This is a genomic window from Streptococcus oralis, from assembly GCF_964238205.1.
In the GTDB taxonomy this organism is placed as follows: domain Bacteria; phylum Bacillota; class Bacilli; order Lactobacillales; family Streptococcaceae; genus Streptococcus; species Streptococcus oralis_CZ.
In genome coordinates, this window is record NZ_CAXSLF010000006.1 from 61,448 (window position 1) to 86,137 (window position 24,690).

Sequence of the window (24,690 nt, forward strand, 5' to 3'; positions counted from 1 at the left end):
TAGAATCTTTTCTAATATCTCGGATAAGGGTAAAATTCTCCCTCTTCCAATCCTGCTTTCCCTTCTTCAAAGACTTCTTGATTCCATTCCATGACGAATTCTTCTGCTTCTGGGTCTTCCAAAAAGTCCATGAGGGCATCTAGTCCAACCTCGGCAGTATCTTTAAGGAATAGCGCAAAATAAGCTAAGAATTCACGAGAAAAACCTTTCTTCGGCAAATAAGGAATGACTGTGAGATAGTCTTCTGCATTAACTGTTGACTTGGCAGGATTGTAAAAAAGTACCGCTTCTTCAAAAAGGATATCATCTGACGAAACCTCTCCGTCTTCATCTAACATCTCCACCCTTGCAGCATTTTGTGCCTCTAATAGAAAACTCACTTCAACCGCATGATTGCGCTTGTCCCAGCTAATCTCATAATCAAAAGGAAAGTTCTTGTCCAACTCTTCTTGTAAAACATCTAAAAATCCATATGTTGCCATTTTGTCCTCTTTCTATACGACTCTTAAATCGCCCCGAATACTCGGAAATATGCTAAAATAGATACTACCATCTTACCACATTCGTATCAGAAAATCCATGTTAGAAAGGACTGCTATGCCAGACAATCTCGCGCTTCGCATGCGCCCCAAAACCATCGACCAGGTCATCGGTCAGGAGCATCTAGTTGGACCAGGCAAGATTATCCGCCGTATGGTGGAAGCCAATCGCCTATCCTCTATGATACTCTACGGACCTCCAGGAATTGGTAAAACCAGTATTGCCTCGGCCATCGCTGGAACGACCAAGTATGCTTTTCGGACCTTCAATGCCACTGTTGATAGTAAAAAACGTCTCCAAGAAATCGCTGAGGAAGCTAAATTCTCAGGTGGCCTTGTACTGCTACTAGATGAGATTCATCGTCTTGACAAGACTAAACAAGACTTTCTCTTGCCTCTCCTAGAAAGTGGACTGGTCATCATGATCGGGGCGACAACTGAAAATCCTTTCTTTTCTGTCACGCCAGCCATTCGTAGCCGTGTTCAGATTTTTGAGTTGGAACCCTTGTCTAACCAAGATGTCAAAGAGGCCATTCAAATCGCCCTGACTGACCCTGAACGAGGCTTTGATTTCCCTGTTGAGTTAGATGATGATGCCCTTGATTTTATCGCAACATCTACCAACGGTGATCTCCGTTCTGCCTTTAACTCGCTGGATTTGGCAGTTCTCTCCACTCCAGCTAATGACAAAGGTATACGTCATATCACGCTTGACATCATGGAAAATAGTCTGCAACGGAGTTACATTACTATGGACAAGGATGGAGACGGACACTATGATGTTCTATCTGCCCTTCAAAAGTCTATTCGCGGATCAGATGTGGACGCTAGTCTCCACTATGCTGCTCGCTTGATAGAGGCCGGTGACCTTCCTAGCCTAGCTCGTCGTTTGACTGTTATTGCTTATGAAGATATCGGTTTGGCCAATCCCGAAGCCCAGATTCATACCGTGACTGCTCTGGATGCAGCACAGAGGATCGGTTTCCCCGAAGCCCGCATCCTCATTGCCAATGTTGTGATTGATTTGGCCCTTTCTCCAAAATCCAACTCAGCCTATGTAGCTATGGACAAGGCTCTGGCTGACCTTAAAACCTCAGGTCACCTACCAATCCCACGTCACCTGCGAGATGGCCACTATAGTGGTAGCAAGGAATTAGGCAATGCCCAAAACTACCTCTATCCACATAACTACCCAGGTCACTGGGTCAAACAAGAGTACTTGCCAGAAAAAATTCGCAACCATAGCTACTTCTCACCAGAAGATAGTGGAAAATACGAACGGGCTCTGGCTCAACGTAAGGAAACCATTGATAAATTACGAAACTCGTAAAATCCTTTTCAAAATTTTTAATTTTCCCTTGATTTTTTTTGAAAAAGTGGTATCATATAAACATAGAAACGCTGTGGTGTACGACTTCACATTTAAGTGTTGACCGACTATTTTTTGTATTATTAGGGAAACAAAAGTCTTCTAACAGCATGTAGGCCGTCTCACACGGAAACAGCTTCAGTTAGAGCGAGTTGCCCACCTGCTTAATTGCGCGGGTTCAATACAAACCGTGAAGTTTCGGCACCAATACAGCTTTTTATTTGCCTCCTTAGCTCAGTTGGTAGAGCAGTAGACTCTTAATCTATGGGTCACAGGTTCGAGCCCTGTAGGGGGCATCTAAATCAACAGGAAAAAGCCTTTATTTATAAGGCTTTTTTGCTTGTCTATAACTGATTTGCCCCATCATTTGCCCCACATTTTTTTTATGAGCAATCTTTCCAGACATCTCTGATTACGAAAAACAAAAAAGCTATCCTACCTTTGCAAATTTGGATAAGATAGCAGAATATTTTAATGCAACTCCAACCCAACTATTTGGAACTAGTAAAGAAATTGAGTTAGAAAAGAGTGTTCTTGAATCGAATGAATACTCTGACAAAGTAAGTGAGATCTTAAAAGCTGTCAAATACATCGAACATTTCCTACATACTTATGGACAGCACTTAGAGGATTTACTTTATCTAACAAAAGGCAACCAACTATACACAGAAGATGGAGATGAGTTGTATATTGATCCAACTTCTCAGAAAAGAACACTTCATAACCAATATGAACCTGGTTTTATTGAAGCAAGGGATAAATCTCCACTAGAACTCTTAATTGAAAATAAGGAATTGTTTGATAAATAGAAAAAGCGAGGATAACCTCGCTTCAGATTGAAGTTAAAATCTTTAGAAGACACTTTTATAAGGACTTTGTCTTCAATCTGTGAAAAGGAGTGAAAACTCCTTTTCTTTTTGTAAGTCAGACTGAAACTTCCAAATTGTTTATTTATTTTATTGACATTTTCTATAAAAATAAGTACAATAGTTTTATTAGCAAAATATACTATATAGGGGGTATTGAAATGAAATTTTCTAATCGTTTACTGCTATTCCTTGCAGGAGTTGTTTTTGTCCTTTTAGGACTTTTCCTATTTACAAACCCAGTAGCTAATCTTGTTGCTTACAGCTGGTGGATTTCATTTGGTTTACTGGTTTCTTCTATAGCAGCTATTTTAGGCTATTTCTCTGCACCAAAAGAGCTTCGCTCACCTGTTTATCTTTTCCAAGGATTTGTTAGTCTTCTCTTAGCTCTTTACCTCGTTGCTTATGGCTTTGTGACCCTGCCGGTCGTCATTCCGACCATTGTAGGAATTTGGTTAATTGTAGAAGCCATTATTGCTTTCTTTAAAGGCAATCGTCTAAGATTGATTTTCCCTATTATTGGTAGCAATATCATGTGGGTAGCCTTGCTTGAATTTTTACTAGGTCTAGTGATTCTGTTCAATCCAGTGGCTACAGGTGTCTTTGTCGTTTATGTCATTGCCTTTTCATTTTTAGTTACTGGCTTCACCTACATTATTGAGGCCTTTCGTAAATAGTCTAGTTGCTATTTCTATCGCATTCAAAAAAGCTGGGAAATCATATTCTCAGCTTTTTCGTCTCTTTAATTATCACTTTTTCGCATTCCATTCTACGTAGAAATTTGTTTTTCCATTTTATTCTCCAATTTGATCTCGCACTGACATTTATTTATAACAAAACTATATATCTAGAATAGCATAATCATTAGGTATTATAGGTTTTCAAACAAAATACGAGTCATTCGTTTTTGCCCCGCTTTTGCCCCATTTTTAAATCCTGACATTGAAAACACCTAAAAGTATTTCCCTAAAATCAGCTATATTTCAACACTTTTGTTTATTTTCAATATGAAAAGTTCTTACAAATTCATGCAGGGGGCATCTAAACAACAGGAAAAAGCCTTGATTTCAAGGCTTTTTTGATGTCAAATAACTTTTTGTAGCAAATCATTATAAAGGTTTTCCAACCTTATCAAACTTATCATTTATTCTCAATCAATTGCTAGCAATATTTGATAAGACCAACTGTTTTTTACAGTACAGAGCTAGTCTATAATTAACTAAACTATACTAATTTGTGCCCATATTACATGGCCAATCCGCATAGAGATTAAAATGGGCTATTATGAATTCATAAATTTTCGCAACAGAACAAGAGCAAGTCATTTAGAAATAAAAGAGAAGAGAATCTTTCACTCTCTTCTTAGTATATCTTATTAAATTCAGTCTTTCTCAATCTACCTGATTTTCCTTTGCAACGACAAATTCTTTAACCAATCGATAGATAACAGCAAATATGGGTGTAAAGAATATCATCCCAAGTAAGCCAAAGAGATTGCCTCCAATACTAGCAGCCGCAAGCGTGAAAAGGGCTGGCAAACCAATAGACTGACCTACAACTCTAGGATAAATAAGGTTTCCTTCAATCAGCTGTATAACTTGATATAGAAGAAGAGAAAGTAAGGCTTGAGTAGGACTCACTGTGAAGATAAAAATCGCTCCCACAACACAAGCAATCATAGGCCCTACATAAGGAATGAACGATAGCACTCCTGCAAAGATACCTGTCATTACTCCATAGGGTATCCCAAACACGCTGTAACCAACCGCTATCATAACTCCTATGATAACTGCTTCAATCAGCTGACTCATCAAAAATTGGTCATAAGTCTCTAGTGCTACTTGTCCAATGTAAGTCAACTTTATCACCACCTTCTCTGGAAGAAAAACTTTTAGAAGTCGACTCGTCATCGCTGCCAAATGTTCCTTACTGGATAAAAATAAAAAGGTGAAGACTATAATCAAAAAGGCATTCATCAAACTTGAAAAAATATTGCCGATATTACTAGTCAGACCTGATAAAAAACCTATCAAAGCTTGGCTAATAGAGCTAGACTGTCCCTGAATTCCTGATACGATAGTTGACAACATGTCTTTGGTTACAAATTCCGAGCTGCCTAGCAATTTCCCAAGTTGAGTCAGGACTGTTGAAAGGACTGTTCCCAGCTGACTAATAGTCTGAGCTAGGGTTGGTAGCACCAAAACCAAAAGAGCAATCACGATTAAGATAAGAGCTAGGAAAACAAGTACCATGGCAATCGGACGACGCAACTCTGCCTTTACCTTCAATTTAACTAAGTACTGTTCAATTTTTTTCATGGGAACATTGAGCACAAAAGCAATAACAGCACCATAAATCAAGGTTGATATTACATCAAAGAGAGAGATTGCTCCTGATATAAAGCTCGATGCATTCAGAATTACAAGAGCAACCAGCCCTATAAAAAGTATTAACGGGGTGTATTTTTTTACTAAGTTCATAAATTCTCCTTAATAAACATGTTTAGATACGACTATACTATTTGGTTTTTCAAACTCTCGATTAAGGTAGGCTTGGTAAGTTCCTGGAGCGATAAATCCTTTGGGTGAGAGGATATCGGTGCCAGCCTGACCGACTATGGTATCAGCCAAGAGCACACAGTTTGTAGATAAGACAAAGTAGGATTTAAACTTAGATTTGATAAATTTATAAAGTTCCCCATCCGTCTCATGTCTGATTTTATAAGCGTAGGTGTAGTCTTCCTTACCATCTTCCGTTTTAATTTTATCTGCGCTTGGCTCCCAAGGAATCGTTAGTTGTTTTAATTCAGCTAATTTTTCCTGAACCGCTTCTTCCATTTCCGGTGTCAAATCTATTCCGTAACCAAATAGCGTTTTTTGACTCTCCCGTTTACATAAGTCAATGTACTTATCACGGTCGCAAAAATATAAAACACCATCTCCAACCATACCAAATAAGGTCTCAGATGACGGATCATAGTTTCCATAAGAAATCACACGTCCTTGATAACAAAGGTCCACATGACCAATAGCTGAAAATAGAGAAGTCTCCGCTGTATGAACGAAAATTTCAAGATCTGCTGTCTTACCAAACTTCACCATTCCAAGATAGATTTCCTCTTCCTCATCAGCATTTTCCTGCATGAATTTATTGATTTTTGCTAAAGTACTTGCAGGGATGAGAGCGGCTAGGGCAATAGGTAAGCTCATTCTGACACGACGTTTGAGATGGTTTTTCCCAATTTCCTTTTCAAATAAGAAACCGTCACGGATATTGGACACACCATAAAGGAAAAAATAAGCCCCTAATACAAAGAGTTGAAAGACAGAATTTCCTGTAGAGGACAAAAGACTAGTCCCACCAAGAAAAACTAGTACGAGACCATCTAGTAAGAAACGAAAACGAGGTCGAATTTTGTTTTTGCGGTAGAGAACATAGGTGACAAGGTTGATACTAGCATGAAAAATCTGAGAAATTCCAATCACAAGAGCCAAAATATAAATTGGCACATCAGTAGCAAGATTCGAGCCTAGCAAATATCCCATCACTAACAATTTAACCAGTGCAACTCCCAAGGTGTCCGTTGACTGACTTTTTTTGAAAATACGTAATACTAAATCTAAGACCGTTGCTATCCAAGCTAAAAACAGAACCAGTCGAATAACCGTCACTGGCAACCAAGTTCCCGTGACCATCAAGATAAGACCTAGCAGAACAAACAAGAAACCCTGAACAAGTAATTTCTTACCTGTCAGACCTAAAGAAAGAATTTTTTCCATAAAAGACCTTTCAAAAATAATAATTAAGCCCTTTGATCAAATTGACTGGTAAATAGCTGACGGCACAAACAGCCTGTGCCAGCAAGACATGGCGACTGACTGTAGCAATGTCACCATCTTGTCTTTTGCACTTCTGAAATTTGTTTTATTGAGTCGAAATCAGAGCTTATAAAAACTAGCTAAACTCGAGAGATAGACACAATTGCGACGAAAAAATGTATAACCAATTCAACTTGTTAAGGTAAGAAAGCATTATTTCCAATCTATTAATTATTCATCTATTACCTATTATGACACAATATTCCCTATAGTTCAACTTTTTACTTATTTCAATAGTTTTGATTATTTTCAACATGAAAACTCTTCAAAAATTATGCAGAGGCATCTAATCAACAGGAAAAAGCCTTGAAATCAAGGCTTTTTTTCGTATCTGTTCTACTTTTGGTCAACCGGCTACTTAAAGGTTTTTTACTTGTCAAATCAATCTCATCCATACTTTTCACCACTCAAAAAGCGAGCCGTCGATTTGGCTCACTTTTTCTTTTTTCATTCTTAATTACGGTAAAAATGACTATCTTTGTCGCTTGGTGATTGGCCGATTGCCAAGACGTCTTGGCTACCATCCGTACCAGTTAATTCATTTGCTACGCCTGCTGGTGTAAAGATGAGGCGTGCACCTTCTCCACCATCGACAAGATGGATTCCTGTTGAGTAGTAGCCATCTTTTTCCTCTACTTGGCCCATTTCATACTGGAAGGTTCCTTTTGAACTTTGAATGGTCACGATCCCATCAGCAGTGACTGTAGCAGTTGTTCCAGCATAGTTTTCCCACGTTCCAAGGAATTTTGCGTAAGCTTCTGGCGATTTTTTCTTTTCTTCCTTCTTATCCGTTTGAGTGCTTGCGGAACTTGATGGGCTCGTCTCAGACTTCTGCTCCTCTTTTTGACTAGCTTCTTTTTTACTTGATGACTCCTTAGTTACTTTAGAGGATGAGGCCTCTTTGCTTGAAGATGCTGTAGTTTTTTCAGCATTTCCTCCACAAGCAGCAAGTGTCACAGCAGCCAACAAGGCAAGAGCTGAAAGACTGGTGTAGCGCAATGTTTTTTTCATGATAATCTCCTTTTAAAATGATGATACAGTTTCATCTGTATCTAAAATGCCTAGCCTGAAATTACATATATTTTTGAAGGCTAAGCTGTAGTTTTCAGTGTATCATTTATTTCCATATAATTCAATAGCTATTGACATCAAAAAAGGCTAATCCAAGTAGGAATTAGCCCTTCTATTTTTAATAGATAAACATGGCATCACCAAAGCTAAAGAAACGGTATTTTTCATCAATAGCATGCTGATAGGCTTCAAGGACTAATTCACGTCCTGCAAAGGCAGAAACAAGCATGACCAAGGTAGACTTAGGCAAATGGAAATTGGTTGAGAAGGCATCGACCACCTTCCAGTCATAGCCTGGTTTTATAAAGATATTGGTCCAACCTGAGTCGGCTTGGATTTGACCGTCAAACTTGCTTCCGATGGTTTCTAGTGTACGGATAGAGGTTGTACCCACGGCAATGACACGGCCACCATTTTCCTTGACCTGACGCAAGGTAGCTGCAGCTTCCTCAGACAATTGATAAAACTCTGAGTGCATCTCGTGTTCATCCAGGTTATCTACCGAAACAGGTCTAAAGGTCCCAAGTCCAACGTGCAAAGTCAAGTAAACTAGGTGAACACCTTTCTGCTGGATTTCTTCTAGTAATTCCTTGGTAAAATGCAAACCTGCAGTCGGAGCAGCGGCTGAGCCACTTTCCTTGGCATAGACTGTCTGATAACGTTCGCGGTCATCCAACTTTTCGTGGATATAAGGAGGCAATGGCATTTCTCCCAGGCTTTCAAGTACTTCTAGGAAAATCCCCTCATACTCAAAACCAACAATACGGCCACCATGGGTTAATTCCTCGGTCACGACTGCACTTAGGCGACCATCACCAAAGACAACTCGAGCACCAACCTTGAGACGTTTGGCTGGCTTCGCCAACACTTCCCATTCGTCTCCTGCCGTATTTTTCAAAAGCAAGAGTTCAACGTGTCCACCTGTTTCTTCCTTTTGACCATGAAGTCGTGCTGGCAAGACGCGGGTATCATTCATAACTAGGGCATCACCTGGCTCTAGCATCTCGATAATAGAGTGAAAATGGCGATCTTGAAATTCCCCAGTCTGGCGATTGACCATCAAAAGCTTAGAGGCATCGCGCTTTTCCAAAGGAGTTTGAGCAATTAGCTCCTCTGGCAAGTGAAAATCAAAATCATTGGTATTCATTGGTGTCATATTTCCTTTTCTTTTCTAATGTACTTATGATTAGCTATCAAAACGAACTTCTTCAAGCAAATACTCGATGAAGCGTTCACCCATCTTAGATAAGCTTGTCTTTTCATGCTGGATATAAACCAGCTCAATGGGATCATCAATATCAAGTGGAATAGAGACGATATTGTCTCCGTTGAGATTACTATTGAGGATACCTGTCGCGATGGTATAACCGTCCAAACCAATCAAGAGATTGAACAAGGTCGCACGGTCACTAACCACGATGGATTTCTTGTGGTGTTCCTGTGACAAAATCTCTTCTGAGAAATAGAAGGAATTATGGGTTCCTTGGTCATAGCTCAAGTATGGGAAGTCTTCTAGGTCTGCCAACTGCACCTTTTCTTTTTGGGCAAGTGGGTTGGACTTGCTGACAAAGATATGGGGTTGGGCTGTAAAGAGGTGATGGGCAACCAGATGATTGTCATCCAACATCTTCGAAAGAACATCTCGGTTATAGCTATTTAAAAAGAGGACTCCGACTTCACTGCGGAAGTTCTTGACGTCGTCAATGATTTCCCAGGTTCTGGTTTCACGCAAAAAAAGCTCGTACTTTTCCATATCGCTCTTCTTGAGCAAGGAAACAAAGGCATTAACTACAAAGGCATAGTGTTGTGAAGACACACTAAAAAGCTCGCGATGAGCGATTGGGTTCTTATAGCGTTCTTCTAGAAGTTGCGTTTGCTCGACAACCTGACGGGCATAGGATAGAAACTCCATCCCATCACGTGTAAGGGTGATTCCTTTAGGATTTCGGATAAAAATCTCAATTCCCATCTCATTTTCTAGGTCACGAACGGCATTTGATAGACTCGGTTGTGTAATGAAAAGTTGCTTGGCAGCCTCATTCATCGAACCAGTTTCTACGATTTTGATAATATAGTGTAATTGTTGAATTCTCATGCTTTTATTGTACCATACTTGACGCAATATAAAAAGAACCAGTCACTGAAAGCTCTGTGGCTAAGCTTAGATGAGTGCTTTCAAAGGACTTTATAGAGCGACCTAAAAAGAGAGAAAAGGACTTTATAGAGCGACCTAAAAAGAGAGAGTGGGACAGAAATCGGTAATTCGTTAGAATTCGATTTCGTCGTCCCACCTCCGCACAGTTGAGTAGGGCTGTAAAAGCTGATGAAATCAGCGTAGTAGAGGCCACTCAACCACTGCGTCTTGATCGACAATCCAAAGACAATTGAGAGGCTAGGACTTTTGTCCCAGCCTCTCTCTTATTCTTTAGAGTTAATCTGCCTTCTAAAGCGAAACTTAGCTTCCTCTTTCCCAGAAGATGGCTAGTAAAATCATGGCCCCGAGAACTGATGGGATAATGGCTGTACCGTTTAGGCTTGGTCCCCAAGAACCAAAGAGTAATTGTCCTAAAAAGGCACCAACCCAGCCCAGGAACATTTTCCCGAAGCATCCCATACGTTCGCCACGATTGGTGATAGCTCCTGCTAGTAAACCGATCAAAAGGCCGACAAACATACTTCCAAGCATAGATTCTCCTTAAATTGCCCAATCTCCATTGCGGAAGAGTGGTACGCGTGTTCCATCCTCACGGATACCATCGATATCCATTTGGTTAGAACCAATCATAAAGTCAACGTGAACATCTGAACGGTTAAGTCCTGCAGCTTCAAGTTCTTCTTCGCTCATCTCTGCTCCGCCAACAACGCTAGTTGCATAGGCTGCACCGATAGCCAAGTGGTTCGATGCATTTTCGTCAAAAAGAGTATTAAAGAAGGTAATACCTGACTGAGAAATTGGGCTTGGATCTGGTACCAAGGCACATTCACCCAAGGCACGCGCACCAGCATTCTTAAAGACAAGGTCCTTCATAACCTGTTCACCCTTTTCAGCTGTAATATCAACGATTTGACCATTTTCAAAGATCACCTTGATACCTTCGATGATATTTCCATTGTAGCTAAGTGGTTTTGTAGACGTTACATAACCATCTGCACGACGGAAATCAGGAGCTGTAAAGACTTCTTCTGTTGGCATGTTTGGCAAGAAGCCTTCACCTTGGGCATTGATAGCTCCAGCTGATTCCCAAACGTGGTTCTTAGGCAAGCCAAGTGTCAAATCTGTTCCAGGCGCTGTGTAGTGAAGGGCTGAGAATTGTTCTTTGTTCAGCATCTCTGCCTTGCTCTTTAGAATAGCTGCATGTTCTTCCCAAGCCTTAACTGGATCTTCTTCGTAGATACGGCAAGTCTTGAAGATTTGGTCCCAAAGGAGGTCTACTGCTTCTTCGTCGCTCGCTGCATTTGGAAAGACCTTCTTAGCCCACTCAAGTCCAGCTGCGGCAGCTACAGCCCAGCTAACCTTGTTGGATTGAGTTGCGATACGCATTTGCTTCATAGCAATTCCCATAGCTTTTGCAGAAGCAGAAAGTTTTTCTGCGTCCACTCCGTTCAAGGCACCTGGATCAGAAGAACGGACACCAAGACGACTTGCTTTGTTTTCAAGAAGGTAGTTCATCTCAGCAATCTTGTATTCTGGAACATTGTCCAAACGCTCTAGTGGCGCGTGAAGGAATTTCTCACGGTTTACAAAGTCATCTGCCCATTGGACGATAACTTCGTGTGCACCAAGGGCATAGGCTTCTTTAACGATTAAGTGAGCCAACTCGCGTTGCTCTACATCGATAGAGAGAGCCAAGGTGTGACCCGGTTGTACATTCACACCGTTTGCAACCAAAAGCTTAGCATATTTTTCTAGATTTTCTTTAAAATTTGGTAAAACCATTTTGTTTTCTCTTTTCTATTTTTATTTTTCTTTCAAAGCAGAAAATAATCCTGCCAAAGCAATAGCACCTGACAAGAGTGCTGTCGATAGAAGAATTGTCTGATCAGCAAGCTCTAACTGATATTCAAAAACCTTTTGAGCTGGCTTGTTTTCCGCAAAAATTTTGAGTTTCATCAAATGTCCTTTCTTATTCTTCGTACTCTCCTAGATAGAGACGTCGAGCCTCTGGGCTATTCGTGAGGATATCTACATAAGTTTCATAGTCATCAAGCAGGGGCTTTCCCAAAGAGATATCTTGTTCTGGATTTATATTTTTCCCATAAAGATAGCAAAGGTAGAGACGCTCATTGAGTGTTGGAAATACTTCAATAGACATGAGTTCAGCCTGACCTACCCGATCCCAATCCTGTTCTTTGATATCTGGTATGATATAAGCCTGGAAGAGCCCCATAAGTGGATTATCCTCCGATTGTCCACTGTCCTTATCCGCCAGAACCAAAGAACAGCGTCGACCAAAACCAGCTACTTGGCGCTCCCGTCCCTTTACCGAAACAGTAATAGGATGTCCACCAATATGGCTATAAATCCATTCTTTGGGTAGTCCATAATCTAACAGGGGCTCAAGATTTTTAACAATTGTTACAGGACTATAGCGTAGAAACTGACGAGTAACTGCTTTACAAAAAAGGATATCCTCCTCTTTCAAGGTCACTCCCTTCCAGTTATTTTCCTCATTAAAATGGTTGAAAAATACTAGATAGGGATCACGCACCATTTGTGCTAATACGTAAACGCCATTTCGCAAGCGTATGGAAATAACTTTCCCTGGTTTCCAAGGAGTTGCTCTGTTTTTCTTTAGCATCATTAACCAATCTCAAATCTACATAAGACATTTCAAACTATTAAAACAAATCATCAAACAGACTCAACTGGTTGTCCTCTGGCATATTGCCCAGAATTCCCATTTCATCCATCTTTTCAACTAAAGTTGAGGAAAGTCCACCTCGCTTGCGTAGTTCGGTTTTAGAGAGGAATTCTCCCTCTTGACGAGCACGAACCAATTGCTTAGCAACGTTCTCTCCTAGACCATCCATAGCGACAAATGGTGGGATGAGGGTATCTCCGTCAATGATGAATTCAGTCGCATCACTGCGATAGAGGTCCAACTTACCAAATTTGAAGCCACGTTCCCACATCTCATTAACGATTTCAAGTGTTGTGTAGAGATCAATTTCCACATTGGAAGCTTCATTGTTCTTGCGCTTTTCAGCAATTTCTTGCATCTTGCATTTGATAGCATCCAAGCCTGCACCCATGGTCTTGATATCAAAAGCTTTGGCACGGATGGAGAAGTAAGCACAGTAATAATAAATCGGATGGTGAACCTTGAAGTAGGCTACACGCAAGGCCATCATAACGTAGGCAGCCGCGTGGGCTTTAGGGAACATGTACTTGATTTTCCCACAAGATTCGATATACCATTCAGGTACATTGTTAGCCTTCATGGCTTCGATATACCCATTGCGCTCTTCTTCAGAGATTTTGAGCCACATTCCCTTACGTACACGCTCCATGATGGTAAAGGCCATCTTTGGATCTAGGCCAGCGTGCATGAGGTAAACCATGATGTCATCCCGACATCCGATAACAGTTGACAAGTCCGCAATTCCAGCCTTAATCAAGTCTTGGGCATTTCCCAACCAAACGTCGGTACCGTGAGACAGACCAGAAAGCTGGAGCAACTCCGCAAAGGTCGTCGGATGGGTTTCATCCACCATTCCGCGAACAAAGTTGGTCCCAAACTCTGGAATACCAAGCATACCGGTTGAAGTCCCGATTTGTTCAGGCGTCACTCCCAGAATATCGGTTCCTGAGAAGAGGGCCATGACACCAGGGTCATCCATAGGAATATCATTTGGATCAATGCCCGACAAGTCCTGAAGTTTCCGAATCATGGTTGGATCATCATGACCAAGGACATCGAGCTTGAGGACGTTCTCATCGATATCGTGGAAGTTAAAGTGAGTGGTCTGCCATTCAGCAGTCACATCATCGGCAGGATACTGCACAGGGGTAAAGTCATAAACATCCATATAGTTTGGAATAACAACGATTCCCCCTGGGTGTTGACCGGTCGTCCGTTTAACACCTGCAGCTCCTTGGGCTAGGCGCTCTACTTCAGCTTCACGGTAGAACTTGCCATAGTCACGCTCGTAACCCTTGACAAATCCATAAGCTGTCTTAGCAGCCACCGTACCAACCGTTCCTGCACGGAAGGCATATTCTTCCCCAAAGATATCACGAACATCCAAGTGGGCGCTCGGCTGGTCCTCCCCTGAGAAGTTCAAATCGATATCGGGAACCTTGTCCCCGTCAAAACCAAGGAAGGTCTCGAAAGGAATGTCCTGTCCATTCTTGCTGAGCTTGTGCCCACAGTTAGGACAGTCTTTATCTGGCATATCAAATCCTGAACCGTAAGAACCATCTGTGATAAACTCACTGTACTGACACTGACCACAGACATAGTGAGGCGAGAGCGGATTGACCTCGGTAATCCCAATCATGGTCGCGACGAAACTGGATCCAACAGACCCACGAGAACCAACCAAGTAGCCTCGTTCGTTGGAGCGCTGCACTAGCATCTGTGAAGCCAGATAGATCACGGCAAATCCATTCCCCAGAATAGAGGTTAGTTCTTTTTCAATCCGCAAATCGACAATATCTGGCAGTGGATTTCCATAAATTTCAAAAGCTTTTTTATAGGTTAATTCGGCAACTGTTTCTTCGGCTTGGTCAATGAAAGGTGTATACAAATCACCTTTAACGACCTCAACAGGCTCAAAAATTTCTGCCAAGGAATTGGTATTTTCAATGACAATCTTACGAGCCAAATCTTCCCCTAGAAAGGCAAATTCATCCAACATTTCATTGGTCGTTCTAAAGTGTGCCTTTGGTAGCGGAGCTGGTTGGGCAGCTTCTCCGTGGCCAATCGTTCGGTTAATCATCGCCCCCTGACCTAGACTTCGCACGATGATTTCACGATAAATCTCATCCTCGGGTTCGAGATAGTGGACATTTCCTGTCGCAAGAATGGGTTTCCCAAGGCGATCTCCAACCTCTATCAGGCTCTTGATGATGGTCTGGAGTTCCTCCATGTCCTTGACCTGCTCTTTGGCAATCAAAGGTGCATAGATAGCAGGAGGCATCACCTCGATAAAGTCATAGTATTTAGCCACTTCAACTGCCGCATCTACTCCTTGGGAAACGACTGCATCAAAAACTTCCCCTTCTGTACAAGCAGAACCCAAGATTAAACCTTCTCGATGAGCATCTAGCACCGTACGTGGAATCCGTGGAACTCCTTCAAAATACTGAGTATTTGAGAGAGAAACCAGCTTAAAGATATTTTTCAATCCCACCTGATTTTTCACATAGATGGTCGCATGCTTGACTCGAGCTTTTTTATACGAATCCGGACTGATTAAATCAAGGTTTAATCGTGCCAAATCTGTCACACCATACTTTTCTGCTACTTCTTTGATAAAGATGAAGAGCAGACGGCCAGTTGCTTCCGCATCATAGTTGGCCATGTGATGGTGTTCTAGGGCAACACCAAAACGCTTAGTCAAAGGTCCTAGACCATGACGTTTATACTCAGGATAGAGATTTCTTGCGAATTCTAGCGTATCGATGACGGGTTGAGTGATTTTTGGCAGGTCATGACGTTCATAGTTGGCATTCATAAAGCCAACGTCAAAGGTTGCATTGTGGGCGACAAGAACGGTATCCTTACAAAACTCTTGGAATTCTTTCAGAACTTGAACCAAGGGTTTGGCATTTTTCACATGCTCATCCGTAATTCCTGTCAATTCAGTAGTAAAGGCTGATAAGGGGTGACCAGGATTGATAAATTCATCAAATTCAGCGACGATATTGCCCTTATACATCTTGGAAGCCGCCACCTGAATCAAGTCATTATAGATAGCCGATAGACCTGTTGTTTCTACGTCAAAGACCACATAGGTAGCTTCAGAAAGGTCCATCTCAACTTCGTTATAAACGATGGGAACACGGTCTTCAACAATATTGGCTTCCATTCCATAGATAAGTTGGATGCCAGATTTCTTGGCTGCCTTATAGCCATGAGGGAAGGACTGAACATTCCCATGGTCCGTGATTGCTACCGCCTTGTGTCCCCATTTGGCAGCTGTCGCAACGATTTCTTCTACTTCAGGCAAAGCATCCATGGTCGACATATTGGTGTGCGCATGGAACTCAACACGACGTTCTCCCTCTGGCATCAAGTCTTTCCGTTCATAGTGGACGACTTCCTGGACATCTTGCACATTCATGGTCAAGTCTCGCGTGAAATTATTGACTTCAACATTTCCACGAACACGGAGCCAAGAGTTTTTCTTGATCATGTCAAATTTTTGGGCTTCTTCTTCATTCTTGACCCATTTTTGCATAGAGAAACTAGAAGTATAGTCCGTCATCTTAAAGTTAATCAAGACACGACCCGTTCTAGTCACCTTCTGCTCAACATCAAAGACAACTCCTTCAAAAACCAGACGATTTTCCTCGGTATTGACCTCGATCATAGGAGTAATCTCTGCCTTATCAAGTTTAGGCTTAGCAGCTGCTTTCTTGGCTTGGAAATCAAAGACAGGCTTATCCTCAGCTGGAGGAGGCGGGGCCATCTGTTCTAACTGTTCCATAGCCCGAAGAGTTTCTTCATTGGCTGCTTGGATAATCATTTGATTTTCCGTCTGAAAGGCTTCTTGTTCTTCCCTTGTGAGATCTTCATTTTTTTCTAAGATGCAAGAAAGTTTAGGAAAACCAAAAAATTCCAGCTGTTTGCTAAGATTTGGCAGATGATTTTTTCTAAAATGCTCTGTATCTGCCGCTTCTGAAGCTTCAATGATTAACTGGGCATTTTCAAAGCGAACCTGAAAATTCTGATAAATAGAACGAAAACCTTGACTAGCACAAGGACCTTCCGAAAAAGCCTCTCGATAGTAGGCTTGTAAAAGTTCTCTAGAAAATTCCTGATTTCTCGTTTTTATCTCAAAACTAGCCTGATTTCCAGTTTTTGAGAATTCTTCTTTCAAGCCTCTTTTCAACTCTAAAAAAAGTTCAAAAGGCAAGATATTTTCAAAAACAAAATGAAACTCCCAAACTTTGCTTCGTTTATGAACAATAACTTGTTCTATTTCAGCCTGAGAGAAGGCCTCATGATTTCTCATTTCAGCGGGTATTCCCAACTGATTCATTAAAATTTCAAAAGTGGTTGACATCCATTTTCCTCACAATATACTCCTTCTATTTTACCATATTTGAGGCACTTTTACCCATTTCTACCAAACAGAAAAAGAAGCCACAAAGTGACTTCTTTTAAAGTGACGGTGAATTATTCTTCACCTTTGTTTTTCTTAATGATTTCTTCTTGTACTGACTTAGGTACATCTTCGTAGTGGTCGAATACCATCATGAATGTACCACGTCCTTGAGATGCAGAACGAAGAACTGTTGCGTAACCAAACATTTCAGCAAGTGGAACATAAGCACGAACGATTTGGCTGTTACCGTGTGCTTCCATACCATCTACACGTCCACGACGAGCAGTTACGTGACCCATAACATCACCAAGGTTTTCTTCTGGAACAGTGATTGTTACAAGCATCATTGGTTCAAGGATAGCTGGTTGTGCAGTCTTAGCAGCTTCTTTAAGTGCAAGAGATGCAGCGATCTTGAAGGCAGTTTCAGATGAGTCGACATCGTGGTATGAACCATCGTAAAGCTTAGCTTTAACGTCAACCATTGGGTAACCAGCAAGAACACCGTTAGCCATAGATTCTACCAAACCTTTTTCAACCGCTGGGATAAATTCACGAGGAACCACACCACCGACGATTGCGTTTTCGAATTCGAATCCTTTTCCTTCTTCGTTTGGAGTAAATTCAATCCATACATCACCGAACTGACCTTTACCACCAGACTGACGTTTAAAGAATCCACGTGCTTGAGTAGAAGCGCGGAATGTTTCACGGTAAGATACTTGAGGAGCACCTACGTTCGCTTCAACTTTGAACTCACGACGCATACGGTCAACAAGGACGTCAAGGTGAAGCTCACCCATACCAGAGATAACTGTTTCACCAGTTTCAACGTTAGTTTCAACGCGGAATGTTGGATCTTCTTCAGCCAATTTTTGAAGGGCGATACCCATCTTGTCTTGGTCTGCTTTAGATTTAGGCTCAACCATCAATTGGATAACTGGTTCTGGAACGTTGATTGACTCAAGGATGATTTTCGCTTTTTCATCTGTCAATGAGTCACCAGTTGTAGTGTCTTTCAAACCAACGGCAGCAGCGATATCACCTGAGTAAACAGTGTCGATTTCTTGACGGCTGTTAGCGTGCATTTGAAGGATACGTCCGATACGTTCACGTTTACCTTTAGAAGTGTTCAACACGTAAGAACCTGATTGAAGAACACCTGAGTAAACACGGAAGAATGTCAAACGACCTACGAATGGGTCAGTCATGATCTTGAAGGCAAGAGCTGCAAATGGCTCTTCATCAGATGCTGGACGAGTTTCTTCTTCATCTGTATCTGGGTTGATACCTTTGATCGCTGGGATGTCAAGTGGGCTTGGAAGGTAGTCGATAACCGCATCAAGCATCAATTGAACACCTTTGTTCTTGAAGGCAGAACCACACAATACTGGGAAGAATTCAACGTTGATAGTCGCTTTACGGATACCAGCTTTCAATTCTTCGTTAGTGATTTCTTCACCTTCGAGGTATTTCATCATCAATTCTTCATCAGTTTCAGCAACTGCTTCGATCAATTTTTCACGGTATTCTTGAGCTTGGTCAAGGTATTCAGCTGGAATATCTTCTTCAAGGATATCTGTACCAAGGTCGTTAGTATAGATTTCAGCTTTCATCTTGATCAAGTCGATGATACCACGGAAGTCATCTTCAGCACCGATTGGCAATTGAATTGGGTGTGCATTTGCTTGAAGACGATCGTGAAGTGTACTTACTGAGTAAAGGAAGTCAGCACCGATTTTATCCATTTTGTTGGCAAATACGATACGTGGAACTCCGTACTCAGTTGCTTGACGCCAAACTGTTTCAGTTTGAGGCTCAACACCTGATTGTGAGTCAAGAACTGTAACCGCACCGTCCAATACACGAAGAGAACGTTGTACTTCGATTGTGAAGTCCACGTGTCCTGGTGTGTCGATGATGTTTACGCGGTGGTTGTTCCATTGAGCTGTTGTCGCAGCAGATGTGATAGTGATACCACGTTCTTGCTCTTGCTCCATCCAGTCCATTTGTGACGCACCTTCGTGAGTTTCACCGATTTTGTGGATTTTACCAGTGTAGTAAAGGATACGCTCAGTTGTAGTTGTTTTACCAGCATCGACGTGAGCCATGATACCGATATTACGAGTTTTTTCAAGTGAAAATTCGCGTGCCATGAGGTTTGTTTCTCCTATATTTTTTTATTTCTATTCTATTATAACACGATTTAATAAAAACGGATAGGCAGGACCTACCCGTTCTCAATGTTTTCATGTTATTGTTGGCTTCAACTTGCGGAATGGTAAGTTGAGTTGTACTCAAGAGCGGACCGAGCTCAATTGAACCCGGGTTAAAAGCTCAAGTTAACTGATTTGAACCCGAGCGAGGCCCGGTGCAAAAAAGATAAACTGCTTTGTGTTCACGGAACACTGCATCAGTTTCCTATTTTTGCCTTGGGCCTTTACCGCTCTTGGTATCATTTTATTACCAACGGAAGTGTGCGAAGGCACGGTTAGCTTCAGCCATACGGTGAGTGTCTTCACGTTTCTTAACTGCTGCACCAGTGTTGTTAGCAGCATCCAAGATTTCTTTTGCAAGACGATCTTGCATTGTGTGTTCACCACGAAGGCGAGCGATTGTTACCAACCAACGAAGTCCAAGTGTTGTACGACGTTCTGGACGAACTTCAACTGGGACTTGGTAGTTAGAACCACCAACACGACGTGCACGTACTTCAAGTACAGGCATGATGTTTTCCATAGCTGTTTCAAATACTTCAAGTGCATCGTTACCAGTAACTTCTTTGATTTGTTCAAAAGCACCGTAAACGATTGAAGCAGCTGTACCACGTTTACCGTCAAGCATAACGCGGTTGATAAGACGAGTAACTAATTGTGAATTGTAAAGCGGATCTGGCAATACGTCACGTTTTGGAGCTCTATTTTTACGACTCATTTCTCTTTATCCCCTTTCCTTATGCTTTTTTCGGACGTTTAGTACCGTATTTAGAACGGCCTTGTTTACGATCGTTAACACCTGCAGTATCAAGTGCACCACGGACGATATGGTAACGTACCCCTGGAAGGTCTTTTACACGTCCACCGCGAAGAAGCACCACGCTGTGCTCTTGCAAGTTGTGTCCGATACCTGGGATGTAGGCAGTAACTTCGATAAGGTTGCTCAAACGTACACGAGCAAATTTACGAAGGGCAGAGTTAGGTTTTTTAGGTGTCATTGTTCCAACACGAGTTGCAACACCACGTTTTTGTGGTGAAGAAACGTTTGTTTGAACTTTTTTATGACTGTTGTAACCAACGTTCAAAGCTGGTGATTTAGATTTTTCTACTTTTGATTTACGCGGTTTGCGAACCAATTGGTTAATTGTAGGCATCTACATTCTCCTGTGTTTTTTTATTTTTGGTGATGATACACTTGGTGACAGCTATCATCTGTGTGTACTTTTGCAACATTTGTCAGCACGTCCCTGTACACTCTTGAGAGACCAAAAGTAAAAAGTACCGTCTATTATTGTACCACGTTTTTTCTATTTTTGTCAATATATTTCTTCTTATTTTTTGACTTCTTTGCTCTTAAATTTAGTTGAAAACGCTCGCCTACCAGATAGACTCTTCAACCGACCACATAGACAAAGCTTCTTGTATTTGCCGACAAAATGGTGTTTAATAGATTTGTAAGTAAGAGATCTCTATTACAACTTTACAAAGGAGAAAATATGAAAGTCAGACTTGACATTGATCAACAATATGCAGAAGAACAAATCATCATAGAAGCACCATCTTTGTCCCCTAGAGTTCAAAAAGTTCAAGACTTTGTTCAATCACTGGATCAAAACGAAACTCTTAAAGGAAAATTCCAAGACCAGGTCTACTTGATTCAGATTAGTAAGATTCAACGTATATATATTGAAAATCGCAAAGTCTTAGCTGAAACGGATATCCAAACCTATGCGCTCGACATTCGTCTTTACCAAGCAAGTGAAATTCTACCTGCTTCCTTTATCCAAATTTCCCAATCGGAAATTGTCAACATCGATGCTATTAGTCATCTAAAACTAACCTCTAACGGCTTGATTGAAATCTATCTAAAAAATGACAGTTTCACCTACTCATCTCGCCGTTACCTCAAAGCTATTAAGGAGAAATTAGAACTATGAAAAAACAAATTTTCCACGATGCCACAACTGGTATCCTCATCGGCCTCATCCTATCTATTATCTTTTCTTTTATCTATTCACCAAGCAACTATGCACCACTTAGCCCCAACTCTTTGATTGGCCAATTCATGATCCAACAACAGGTACATGGCGCTCTAGTTTTGCTCTACTGTTCTATCATCTGGGCAGCTATCGGAGTCCTCTTTAGTTTTGGTAGCCGTCTCTTTGCCAAAGACTGGAGCCTTCTTCGTGCGACTGTCACTCACTTCTTCCTCATGCTATTAGGTTTTGTTCCTCTAGCAATTCTGGCAGGTTGGTTTCCACTTCGCTGGACTTTCATCCTTCAACTCATCCCAGAGTTTGCCATCGTCTATCTCATCATCTGGGCGATTCTCTATAAAAGAGAATCAAAGAAGGTTGCCCACATCAACCAATTATTGGCTCAGAAGAAATAATGCAACAGAAACCCACTCACAGGACTGAGTGGGTTTTGATTTATAATTTTTGTTTCCATTCTAACAAGAGATTCATGGCCTGCATCGGTGTCATATTGTACACATCTACTTTAGCCAATTCTGCTAGGATAGGATTTTCTTCAGCCGAGTCAAATAGGGAAATTTGTTCAGAAACTGCATGTGTTTGTTTCATTGGAGCAGGACTTTCCTGACCTTGACTCTCTAATTGAGTTAAAATTTCATCTGCTCTTTTCAGCAAGTCTGCCGGTAAACCTGCAATCTTAGCTACGTGAATACCGTATGATTTATCAGCTGGTCCTGCTTCGATCTTGTGAAGGAAGGTAACCTGTCCATTTTGCTCAAGCGTAGCCACGTGAACGTTAACCAGATGTCCCAGACTAGTCTCCAAACTAGTCAATTCATGGTAATGAGTCGCAAAGAGAGTCTTGGCTCCGATATGTTCATGAATATACTCGATAATTGCCTGGGCCAAGGCCATGCCATCATAAGTTGCCGTTCCACGTCCAAGCTCATCAAAGAGAATGAGAGAATTCTCAGTCGCGTGCGCAATGGCATTATTGGCTTCCATCATCTCGACCATAAAGGTGGACTGACCTGACACCAAGTCATCTGCTGCCCCGATACGGGTAAAAATCGCATCAAAGATAGGCAAGTGAGCACTTTCTGCCGGAACATAAGATCCTATCTGGGCCATGACTGCTGTCATAGCTAGCTGACGCATATAGGTTGACTTCCCGCTCATATTAGGCCCTGTAATCAGCTGGATGCTAGTATCTTCACCCATTTGGATGCTGTTGGGAATATAGGTTTGGGCTCCCATGACCTTCTCAACAACTGCGTGACGTCCCTTTTGGATGTCAATTCGTGAATCCTGACCAAACTCTGGACGAATCAAGTGCTGATTTTCTGCTACCACTGCCAAACCTTGTAAGACATCGACAGTAGCGATTCCTTGGGCTAGGGCTTGCAGGCGTTGGATATACTTGCCAACCTCCTCACGGATCCGCATAAAAATTTCGTATTCAAGATTGGCTGATTTCTCACGCGCTTCTAACATTTCTCCTTCGATACGAGCCAACTCCTCTGTCCCAAAACGTTCAGAGTTTTTTAGCGTAGCCTTACGGAAAAAGTGGGCTGGTACGTTACCAAGCTGCGAATTGGTCACATGGAAATAGTAGCCGTCTTTTTTATTGTAGTCAATCTTGAGCGTACTGATGCCAGAATTTTCTCTTTCCTTGGCCTCAATCTCAGCAATCCAGCTGGTTCCTTCTCTCAGTACCCGACGATACTTGTCCAAGGTCTCGTCAAAGCCAGTCCGAATAATATCACCCTCTGTAATCACATGAGGAGCCTCAGGAGCAATGGCTGCGCTAATAAGACTTTCCAACTCAGGAATAGCATCTAATTGTTCAATCAGATAGGCAAGAGCTGGTTGCTCCATTCCTTCTAAAATTGCTCGAATTCGTGGAACACTTCCCAAGGTAGTCGCTAATTGCAAGAGGTCTTTAGGATTGCTTTTCCCAAAAGAAACACGACTAGCCAGACGCTCAATATCGTAGACTCCCTTGAGGCTTTCCGTCAAATCACTACGTTCAAAGAAATAATCCAGAAAGACCTGCACAACCTCCTGACGTTCAAGAATACGATCCTTGTCAATCAAGGGACGGTGGATCCAAGAGCGCAAAAGACGCATTCCCATGGCAGTCTTAGTTTCATCTAGCAACCAGAAAAGACTCCCTTGTTTCTTGCCAGAACGAGCATTTTCTACTAGATCTAGACTAGCCTTGGTTGCATAATCCATCTGCAAAAAATCCTTAATTTCATAACGGACAACTGGCTTCAAGTGATTCAACTCTCTCATCTGAGTCCGATGGACATACTGGAGAAGTTTACTGCTGGCAGCTTGTTCAATAGGCGCCAAGCGTGGATCTAGTAGATGGATGTCTTCAAATGATTCTTGCTCATAGGAAAGTACCAAATTCATTTGACGGCCGAGAATCTGTTCTTCCTCTTCAGTTAAGGCATAGCCGATGACAACTTCTCTTGCCTTAAGATTTCGGATTTCACCACAGACCAGGGTAAAATCCAATAAACCTGTCACATAGAAATCACCCGTCACTAAGTCCATGTATGCCAAACCAAATTGCTGACCGTCACGGTCGATAGCCACCAAAAAATTGTTTTGACTATCTGGTTTACTACTATCGACGACTGTACCAGGGGTAATCACCTGCACAACCTCGCGCTTAACAACCCCTACTGCCTGCTTAGGATCCTCCATCTGCTCAGCAATGGCAACCTTGTAGCCACGCTCAACTAGAACATCGATATATTGTTGGGCTGAGTGATAAGGAACTCCAGCCATGGGAATAGGATTGTCAGCATTCTTATTGCGACTGGTTAGTGAGATTTCTAGTATCTGGGCAGCATTGACTGCATCTTCGTAAAATAACTCATAAAAATCACCCATACGAAAGAGCAAAAAAGCATCTGGATATTGTTTTTTGATATCCACATACTGTTGCATGCCAGGTGATAATTTTTCTGTCGTCATCCATTCTCTCCTTGTTAAAAATAGTCTTGAGAGAGACTCCCAAGACCTTATCTATCCTTCATCAAATCTAACAAACGATCTTCCATGAGTTTAGCGACATGCTGATCTCGGCAGATGACCAAGAGAGTATTGGCACCCGCAACTGTTCCCAAAATCCATTCATCCTTGTTGGCATCGACAACATTGGCTAAAACTGCGGCTTCACCCAATTTAGTGTGCAAAACTAAGGTAAACTCAGCTCTTGCTACACCTTCCAAATGATGGGATAAAAACTCAACCAGGTCAATCTTCTCCGTCTCATTTGCTAGTACGTAGTAGACCTTGTCATTTTTCTTAACCTTGGTCAAGCCCAGTTCGCGAAGGTCACGCGACAATGTCGTTTGCGTTACAAAAACATTGCGTGCTTCCAACCGATCCTGGATCTCTTTTTGAGTTCCTAATTTTTCCTCAGTGATCATTTGTTTGATTAACTGATGGCGTTCTCTTTTTCTCATAACATCCTCTCGAGTGA

The 24,690-nt window shown here is 41.8% G+C and carries 21 protein-coding genes and 1 tRNA gene; 6 read left to right on the plus strand and 16 right to left on the minus strand.

The features are described from left to right. Window positions 1-11 precede the first annotated feature (11 nt). On the minus strand, window positions 12-482 hold the full coding sequence (locus ACESOD_RS08325; protein WP_373094978.1) for a DUF3013 family protein: 471 nt from the start codon (window positions 480-482) through the stop codon (window positions 12-14). A gap of 115 nt (window positions 483-597) precedes the next feature. On the opposite strand from ACESOD_RS08325, the gene ACESOD_RS08330 reads away from it, so the two are divergent. The 4 genes from ACESOD_RS08330 to ACESOD_RS08345 all read left to right on the plus strand — a co-directional run bounded on the left by ACESOD_RS08330 (window position 598) and on the right by ACESOD_RS08345 (window position 3,451). Next, window positions 598-1,869 (plus strand): replication-associated recombination protein A, encoded by a 1,272-nt coding sequence (locus ACESOD_RS08330; protein WP_373095094.1) that lies wholly within the window; start codon window positions 598-600, stop codon window positions 1,867-1,869. A 262-nt stretch (window positions 1,870-2,131) separates the two neighbouring features. Beyond that, window positions 2,132-2,204, plus strand: a tRNA-Lys gene (locus tag ACESOD_RS08335). A gap of 96 nt (window positions 2,205-2,300) precedes the next feature. Further along, the gene (locus tag ACESOD_RS08340) at window positions 2,301-2,717 is read left to right on the plus strand and encodes a helix-turn-helix domain-containing protein (RefSeq protein ID WP_373095097.1); all 417 of its coding nucleotides are present in this window, start codon (window positions 2,301-2,303) and stop codon (window positions 2,715-2,717) included. Window positions 2,718-2,935: 218 nt separating this feature from the next. Continuing rightward, window positions 2,936-3,451: an HdeD family acid-resistance protein gene (locus ACESOD_RS08345; protein WP_003004261.1), complete on the plus strand. Its 516-nt coding sequence runs from the start codon at window positions 2,936-2,938 to the stop codon at window positions 3,449-3,451. A gap of 714 nt (window positions 3,452-4,165) precedes the next feature. Here the strand turns inward: ACESOD_RS08345 and ACESOD_RS08350 are convergent. From ACESOD_RS08350 to rpsL, 13 genes are all read right to left on the minus strand, one after another. Continuing rightward, entirely contained in the window at window positions 4,166-5,254 is a 1,089-nt protein-coding gene (locus ACESOD_RS08350; RefSeq protein ID WP_004250750.1) for an AI-2E family transporter, read from the minus strand. 9 nt (window positions 5,255-5,263) lie between these two features. Further along, window positions 5,264-6,553, minus strand: a complete 1,290-nt coding sequence (locus ACESOD_RS08355) for a DUF308 domain-containing protein (protein ID WP_261274733.1) — start codon at window positions 6,551-6,553, stop codon at window positions 5,264-5,266. 552 nt (window positions 6,554-7,105) lie between these two features. Continuing rightward, complete coding sequence (locus ACESOD_RS08360; RefSeq protein ID WP_311522845.1) at window positions 7,106-7,663, minus strand: ABC transporter substrate-binding protein; 558 nt, start codon at window positions 7,661-7,663, stop codon at window positions 7,106-7,108. 178 nt (window positions 7,664-7,841) lie between these two features. Next, window positions 7,842-8,870 (minus strand): tRNA preQ1(34) S-adenosylmethionine ribosyltransferase-isomerase QueA, encoded by a 1,029-nt coding sequence (gene queA, locus ACESOD_RS08365; protein WP_373095099.1) that lies wholly within the window; start codon window positions 8,868-8,870, stop codon window positions 7,842-7,844. A gap of 39 nt (window positions 8,871-8,909) precedes the next feature. Next, window positions 8,910-9,818, minus strand: coding sequence for a LysR family transcriptional regulator (locus ACESOD_RS08370; RefSeq protein ID WP_248034816.1), 909 nt, complete (start codon window positions 9,816-9,818; stop codon window positions 8,910-8,912). Between the two features lie 360 nt (window positions 9,819-10,178). After that, entirely contained in the window at window positions 10,179-10,409 is a 231-nt protein-coding gene (locus ACESOD_RS08375) for a GlsB/YeaQ/YmgE family stress response membrane protein (RefSeq protein ID WP_373094982.1), read from the minus strand. Between the two features lie 9 nt (window positions 10,410-10,418). Next, window positions 10,419-11,660: an aminopeptidase gene (locus ACESOD_RS08380; protein ID WP_373094984.1), complete on the minus strand. Its 1,242-nt coding sequence runs from the start codon at window positions 11,658-11,660 to the stop codon at window positions 10,419-10,421. A 21-nt stretch (window positions 11,661-11,681) separates the two neighbouring features. Continuing rightward, window positions 11,682-11,834: a hypothetical protein gene (locus ACESOD_RS08385; protein ID WP_223323604.1), complete on the minus strand. Its 153-nt coding sequence runs from the start codon at window positions 11,832-11,834 to the stop codon at window positions 11,682-11,684. 13 nt (window positions 11,835-11,847) lie between these two features. Beyond that, window positions 11,848-12,525 carry a hypothetical protein gene (locus ACESOD_RS08390; RefSeq protein WP_373094987.1) on the minus strand — a complete coding sequence of 226 codons (678 nt, stop codon included), beginning with the start codon at window positions 12,523-12,525 and terminating at the stop codon, window positions 11,848-11,850. 37 nt (window positions 12,526-12,562) lie between these two features. Next, a complete protein-coding gene (locus ACESOD_RS08395) occupies window positions 12,563-16,957 on the minus strand; it encodes a PolC-type DNA polymerase III (protein ID WP_373094989.1) in 4,395 nt (1,464 codons plus the stop codon). Between the two features lie 113 nt (window positions 16,958-17,070). Next, complete coding sequence (gene fusA / locus ACESOD_RS08400; protein WP_000090332.1) at window positions 17,071-19,152, minus strand: elongation factor G; 2,082 nt, start codon at window positions 19,150-19,152, stop codon at window positions 17,071-17,073. A gap of 307 nt (window positions 19,153-19,459) precedes the next feature. Continuing rightward, window positions 19,460-19,930 (minus strand): 30S ribosomal protein S7, encoded by a 471-nt coding sequence (gene rpsG / locus ACESOD_RS08405; protein WP_000087876.1) that lies wholly within the window; start codon window positions 19,928-19,930, stop codon window positions 19,460-19,462. 19 nt (window positions 19,931-19,949) lie between these two features. Next, entirely contained in the window at window positions 19,950-20,366 is a 417-nt protein-coding gene (gene rpsL / locus ACESOD_RS08410) for a 30S ribosomal protein S12 (RefSeq protein ID WP_001142333.1), read from the minus strand. A gap of 342 nt (window positions 20,367-20,708) precedes the next feature. On the opposite strand from rpsL, the gene ACESOD_RS08415 reads away from it, so the two are divergent. Both ACESOD_RS08415 and ACESOD_RS08420 read left to right on the plus strand, forming a co-directional pair. Further along, complete coding sequence (locus ACESOD_RS08415; RefSeq protein WP_373094994.1) at window positions 20,709-21,149, plus strand: LytTR family DNA-binding domain-containing protein; 441 nt, start codon at window positions 20,709-20,711, stop codon at window positions 21,147-21,149. After that, window positions 21,146-21,604 (plus strand): DUF3021 domain-containing protein, encoded by a 459-nt coding sequence (locus ACESOD_RS08420; protein WP_061863449.1) that lies wholly within the window; start codon window positions 21,146-21,148, stop codon window positions 21,602-21,604. Before ACESOD_RS08415 ends, ACESOD_RS08420 begins: the two co-directional genes overlap by 4 nt. A gap of 40 nt (window positions 21,605-21,644) precedes the next feature. On the opposite strand, the gene mutS is transcribed toward ACESOD_RS08420, so the two are convergent. Together mutS and argR are read right to left on the minus strand one after the other, a co-directional pair. Beyond that, window positions 21,645-24,179, minus strand: coding sequence for a DNA mismatch repair protein MutS (gene mutS, locus ACESOD_RS08425; RefSeq protein ID WP_373094997.1), 2,535 nt, complete (start codon window positions 24,177-24,179; stop codon window positions 21,645-21,647). A 47-nt stretch (window positions 24,180-24,226) separates the two neighbouring features. Continuing rightward, window positions 24,227-24,673, minus strand: coding sequence for an arginine repressor (gene argR / locus ACESOD_RS08430; protein ID WP_001231485.1), 447 nt, complete (start codon window positions 24,671-24,673; stop codon window positions 24,227-24,229). Window positions 24,674-24,690: the final 17 nt, after the last annotated feature.

What these genes read in the sequence shown, in the direction of transcription:
- ACESOD_RS08325 (WP_373094978.1), bottom strand. Translation starts at nt 482, where the DNA reads ATGGCAACATATGGATTTTTAGATGTTTTACAAGAAGAGTTGGACAAG.
- ACESOD_RS08330 (WP_373095094.1), top strand. Translation starts at nt 598, where the DNA reads ATGCCAGACAATCTCGCGCTTCGCATGCGCCCCAAAACCATCGACCAG.
- ACESOD_RS08345 (WP_003004261.1), top strand. Translation starts at nt 2,936, where the DNA reads ATGAAATTTTCTAATCGTTTACTGCTATTCCTTGCAGGAGTTGTTTTT.
- ACESOD_RS08350 (WP_004250750.1), bottom strand. Translation starts at nt 5,254, where the DNA reads ATGAACTTAGTAAAAAAATACACCCCGTTAATACTTTTTATAGGGCTG.
- ACESOD_RS08355 (WP_261274733.1), bottom strand. Translation starts at nt 6,553, where the DNA reads ATGGAAAAAATTCTTTCTTTAGGTCTGACAGGTAAGAAATTACTTGTT.
- ACESOD_RS08360 (WP_311522845.1), bottom strand. Translation starts at nt 7,663, where the DNA reads ATGAAAAAAACATTGCGCTACACCAGTCTTTCAGCTCTTGCCTTGTTG.
- queA (WP_373095099.1), bottom strand. Translation starts at nt 8,870, where the DNA reads ATGAATACCAATGATTTTGATTTTCACTTGCCAGAGGAGCTAATTGCT.
- ACESOD_RS08370 (WP_248034816.1), bottom strand. Translation starts at nt 9,818, where the DNA reads ATGAGAATTCAACAATTACACTATATTATCAAAATCGTAGAAACTGGT.
- ACESOD_RS08375 (WP_373094982.1), bottom strand. Translation starts at nt 10,409, where the DNA reads ATGCTTGGAAGTATGTTTGTCGGCCTTTTGATCGGTTTACTAGCAGGA.
- ACESOD_RS08380 (WP_373094984.1), bottom strand. Translation starts at nt 11,660, where the DNA reads ATGGTTTTACCAAATTTTAAAGAAAATCTAGAAAAATATGCTAAGCTT.
- ACESOD_RS08385 (WP_223323604.1), bottom strand. Translation starts at nt 11,834, where the DNA reads ATGAAACTCAAAATTTTTGCGGAAAACAAGCCAGCTCAAAAGGTTTTT.
- ACESOD_RS08390 (WP_373094987.1), bottom strand. Translation starts at nt 12,525, where the DNA reads ATGATGCTAAAGAAAAACAGAGCAACTCCTTGGAAACCAGGGAAAGTT.
- ACESOD_RS08395 (WP_373094989.1), bottom strand. Translation starts at nt 16,957, where the DNA reads ATGTCAACCACTTTTGAAATTTTAATGAATCAGTTGGGAATACCCGCT.
- fusA (WP_000090332.1), bottom strand. Translation starts at nt 19,152, where the DNA reads ATGGCACGCGAATTTTCACTTGAAAAAACTCGTAATATCGGTATCATG.
- rpsG (WP_000087876.1), bottom strand. Translation starts at nt 19,930, where the DNA reads ATGAGTCGTAAAAATAGAGCTCCAAAACGTGACGTATTGCCAGATCCG.
- rpsL (WP_001142333.1), bottom strand. Translation starts at nt 20,366, where the DNA reads ATGCCTACAATTAACCAATTGGTTCGCAAACCGCGTAAATCAAAAGTA.
- ACESOD_RS08415 (WP_373094994.1), top strand. Translation starts at nt 20,709, where the DNA reads ATGAAAGTCAGACTTGACATTGATCAACAATATGCAGAAGAACAAATC.
- ACESOD_RS08420 (WP_061863449.1), top strand. Translation starts at nt 21,146, where the DNA reads ATGAAAAAACAAATTTTCCACGATGCCACAACTGGTATCCTCATCGGC.
- mutS (WP_373094997.1), bottom strand. Translation starts at nt 24,179, where the DNA reads ATGACGACAGAAAAATTATCACCTGGCATGCAACAGTATGTGGATATC.
- argR (WP_001231485.1), bottom strand. Translation starts at nt 24,673, where the DNA reads ATGAGAAAAAGAGAACGCCATCAGTTAATCAAACAAATGATCACTGAG.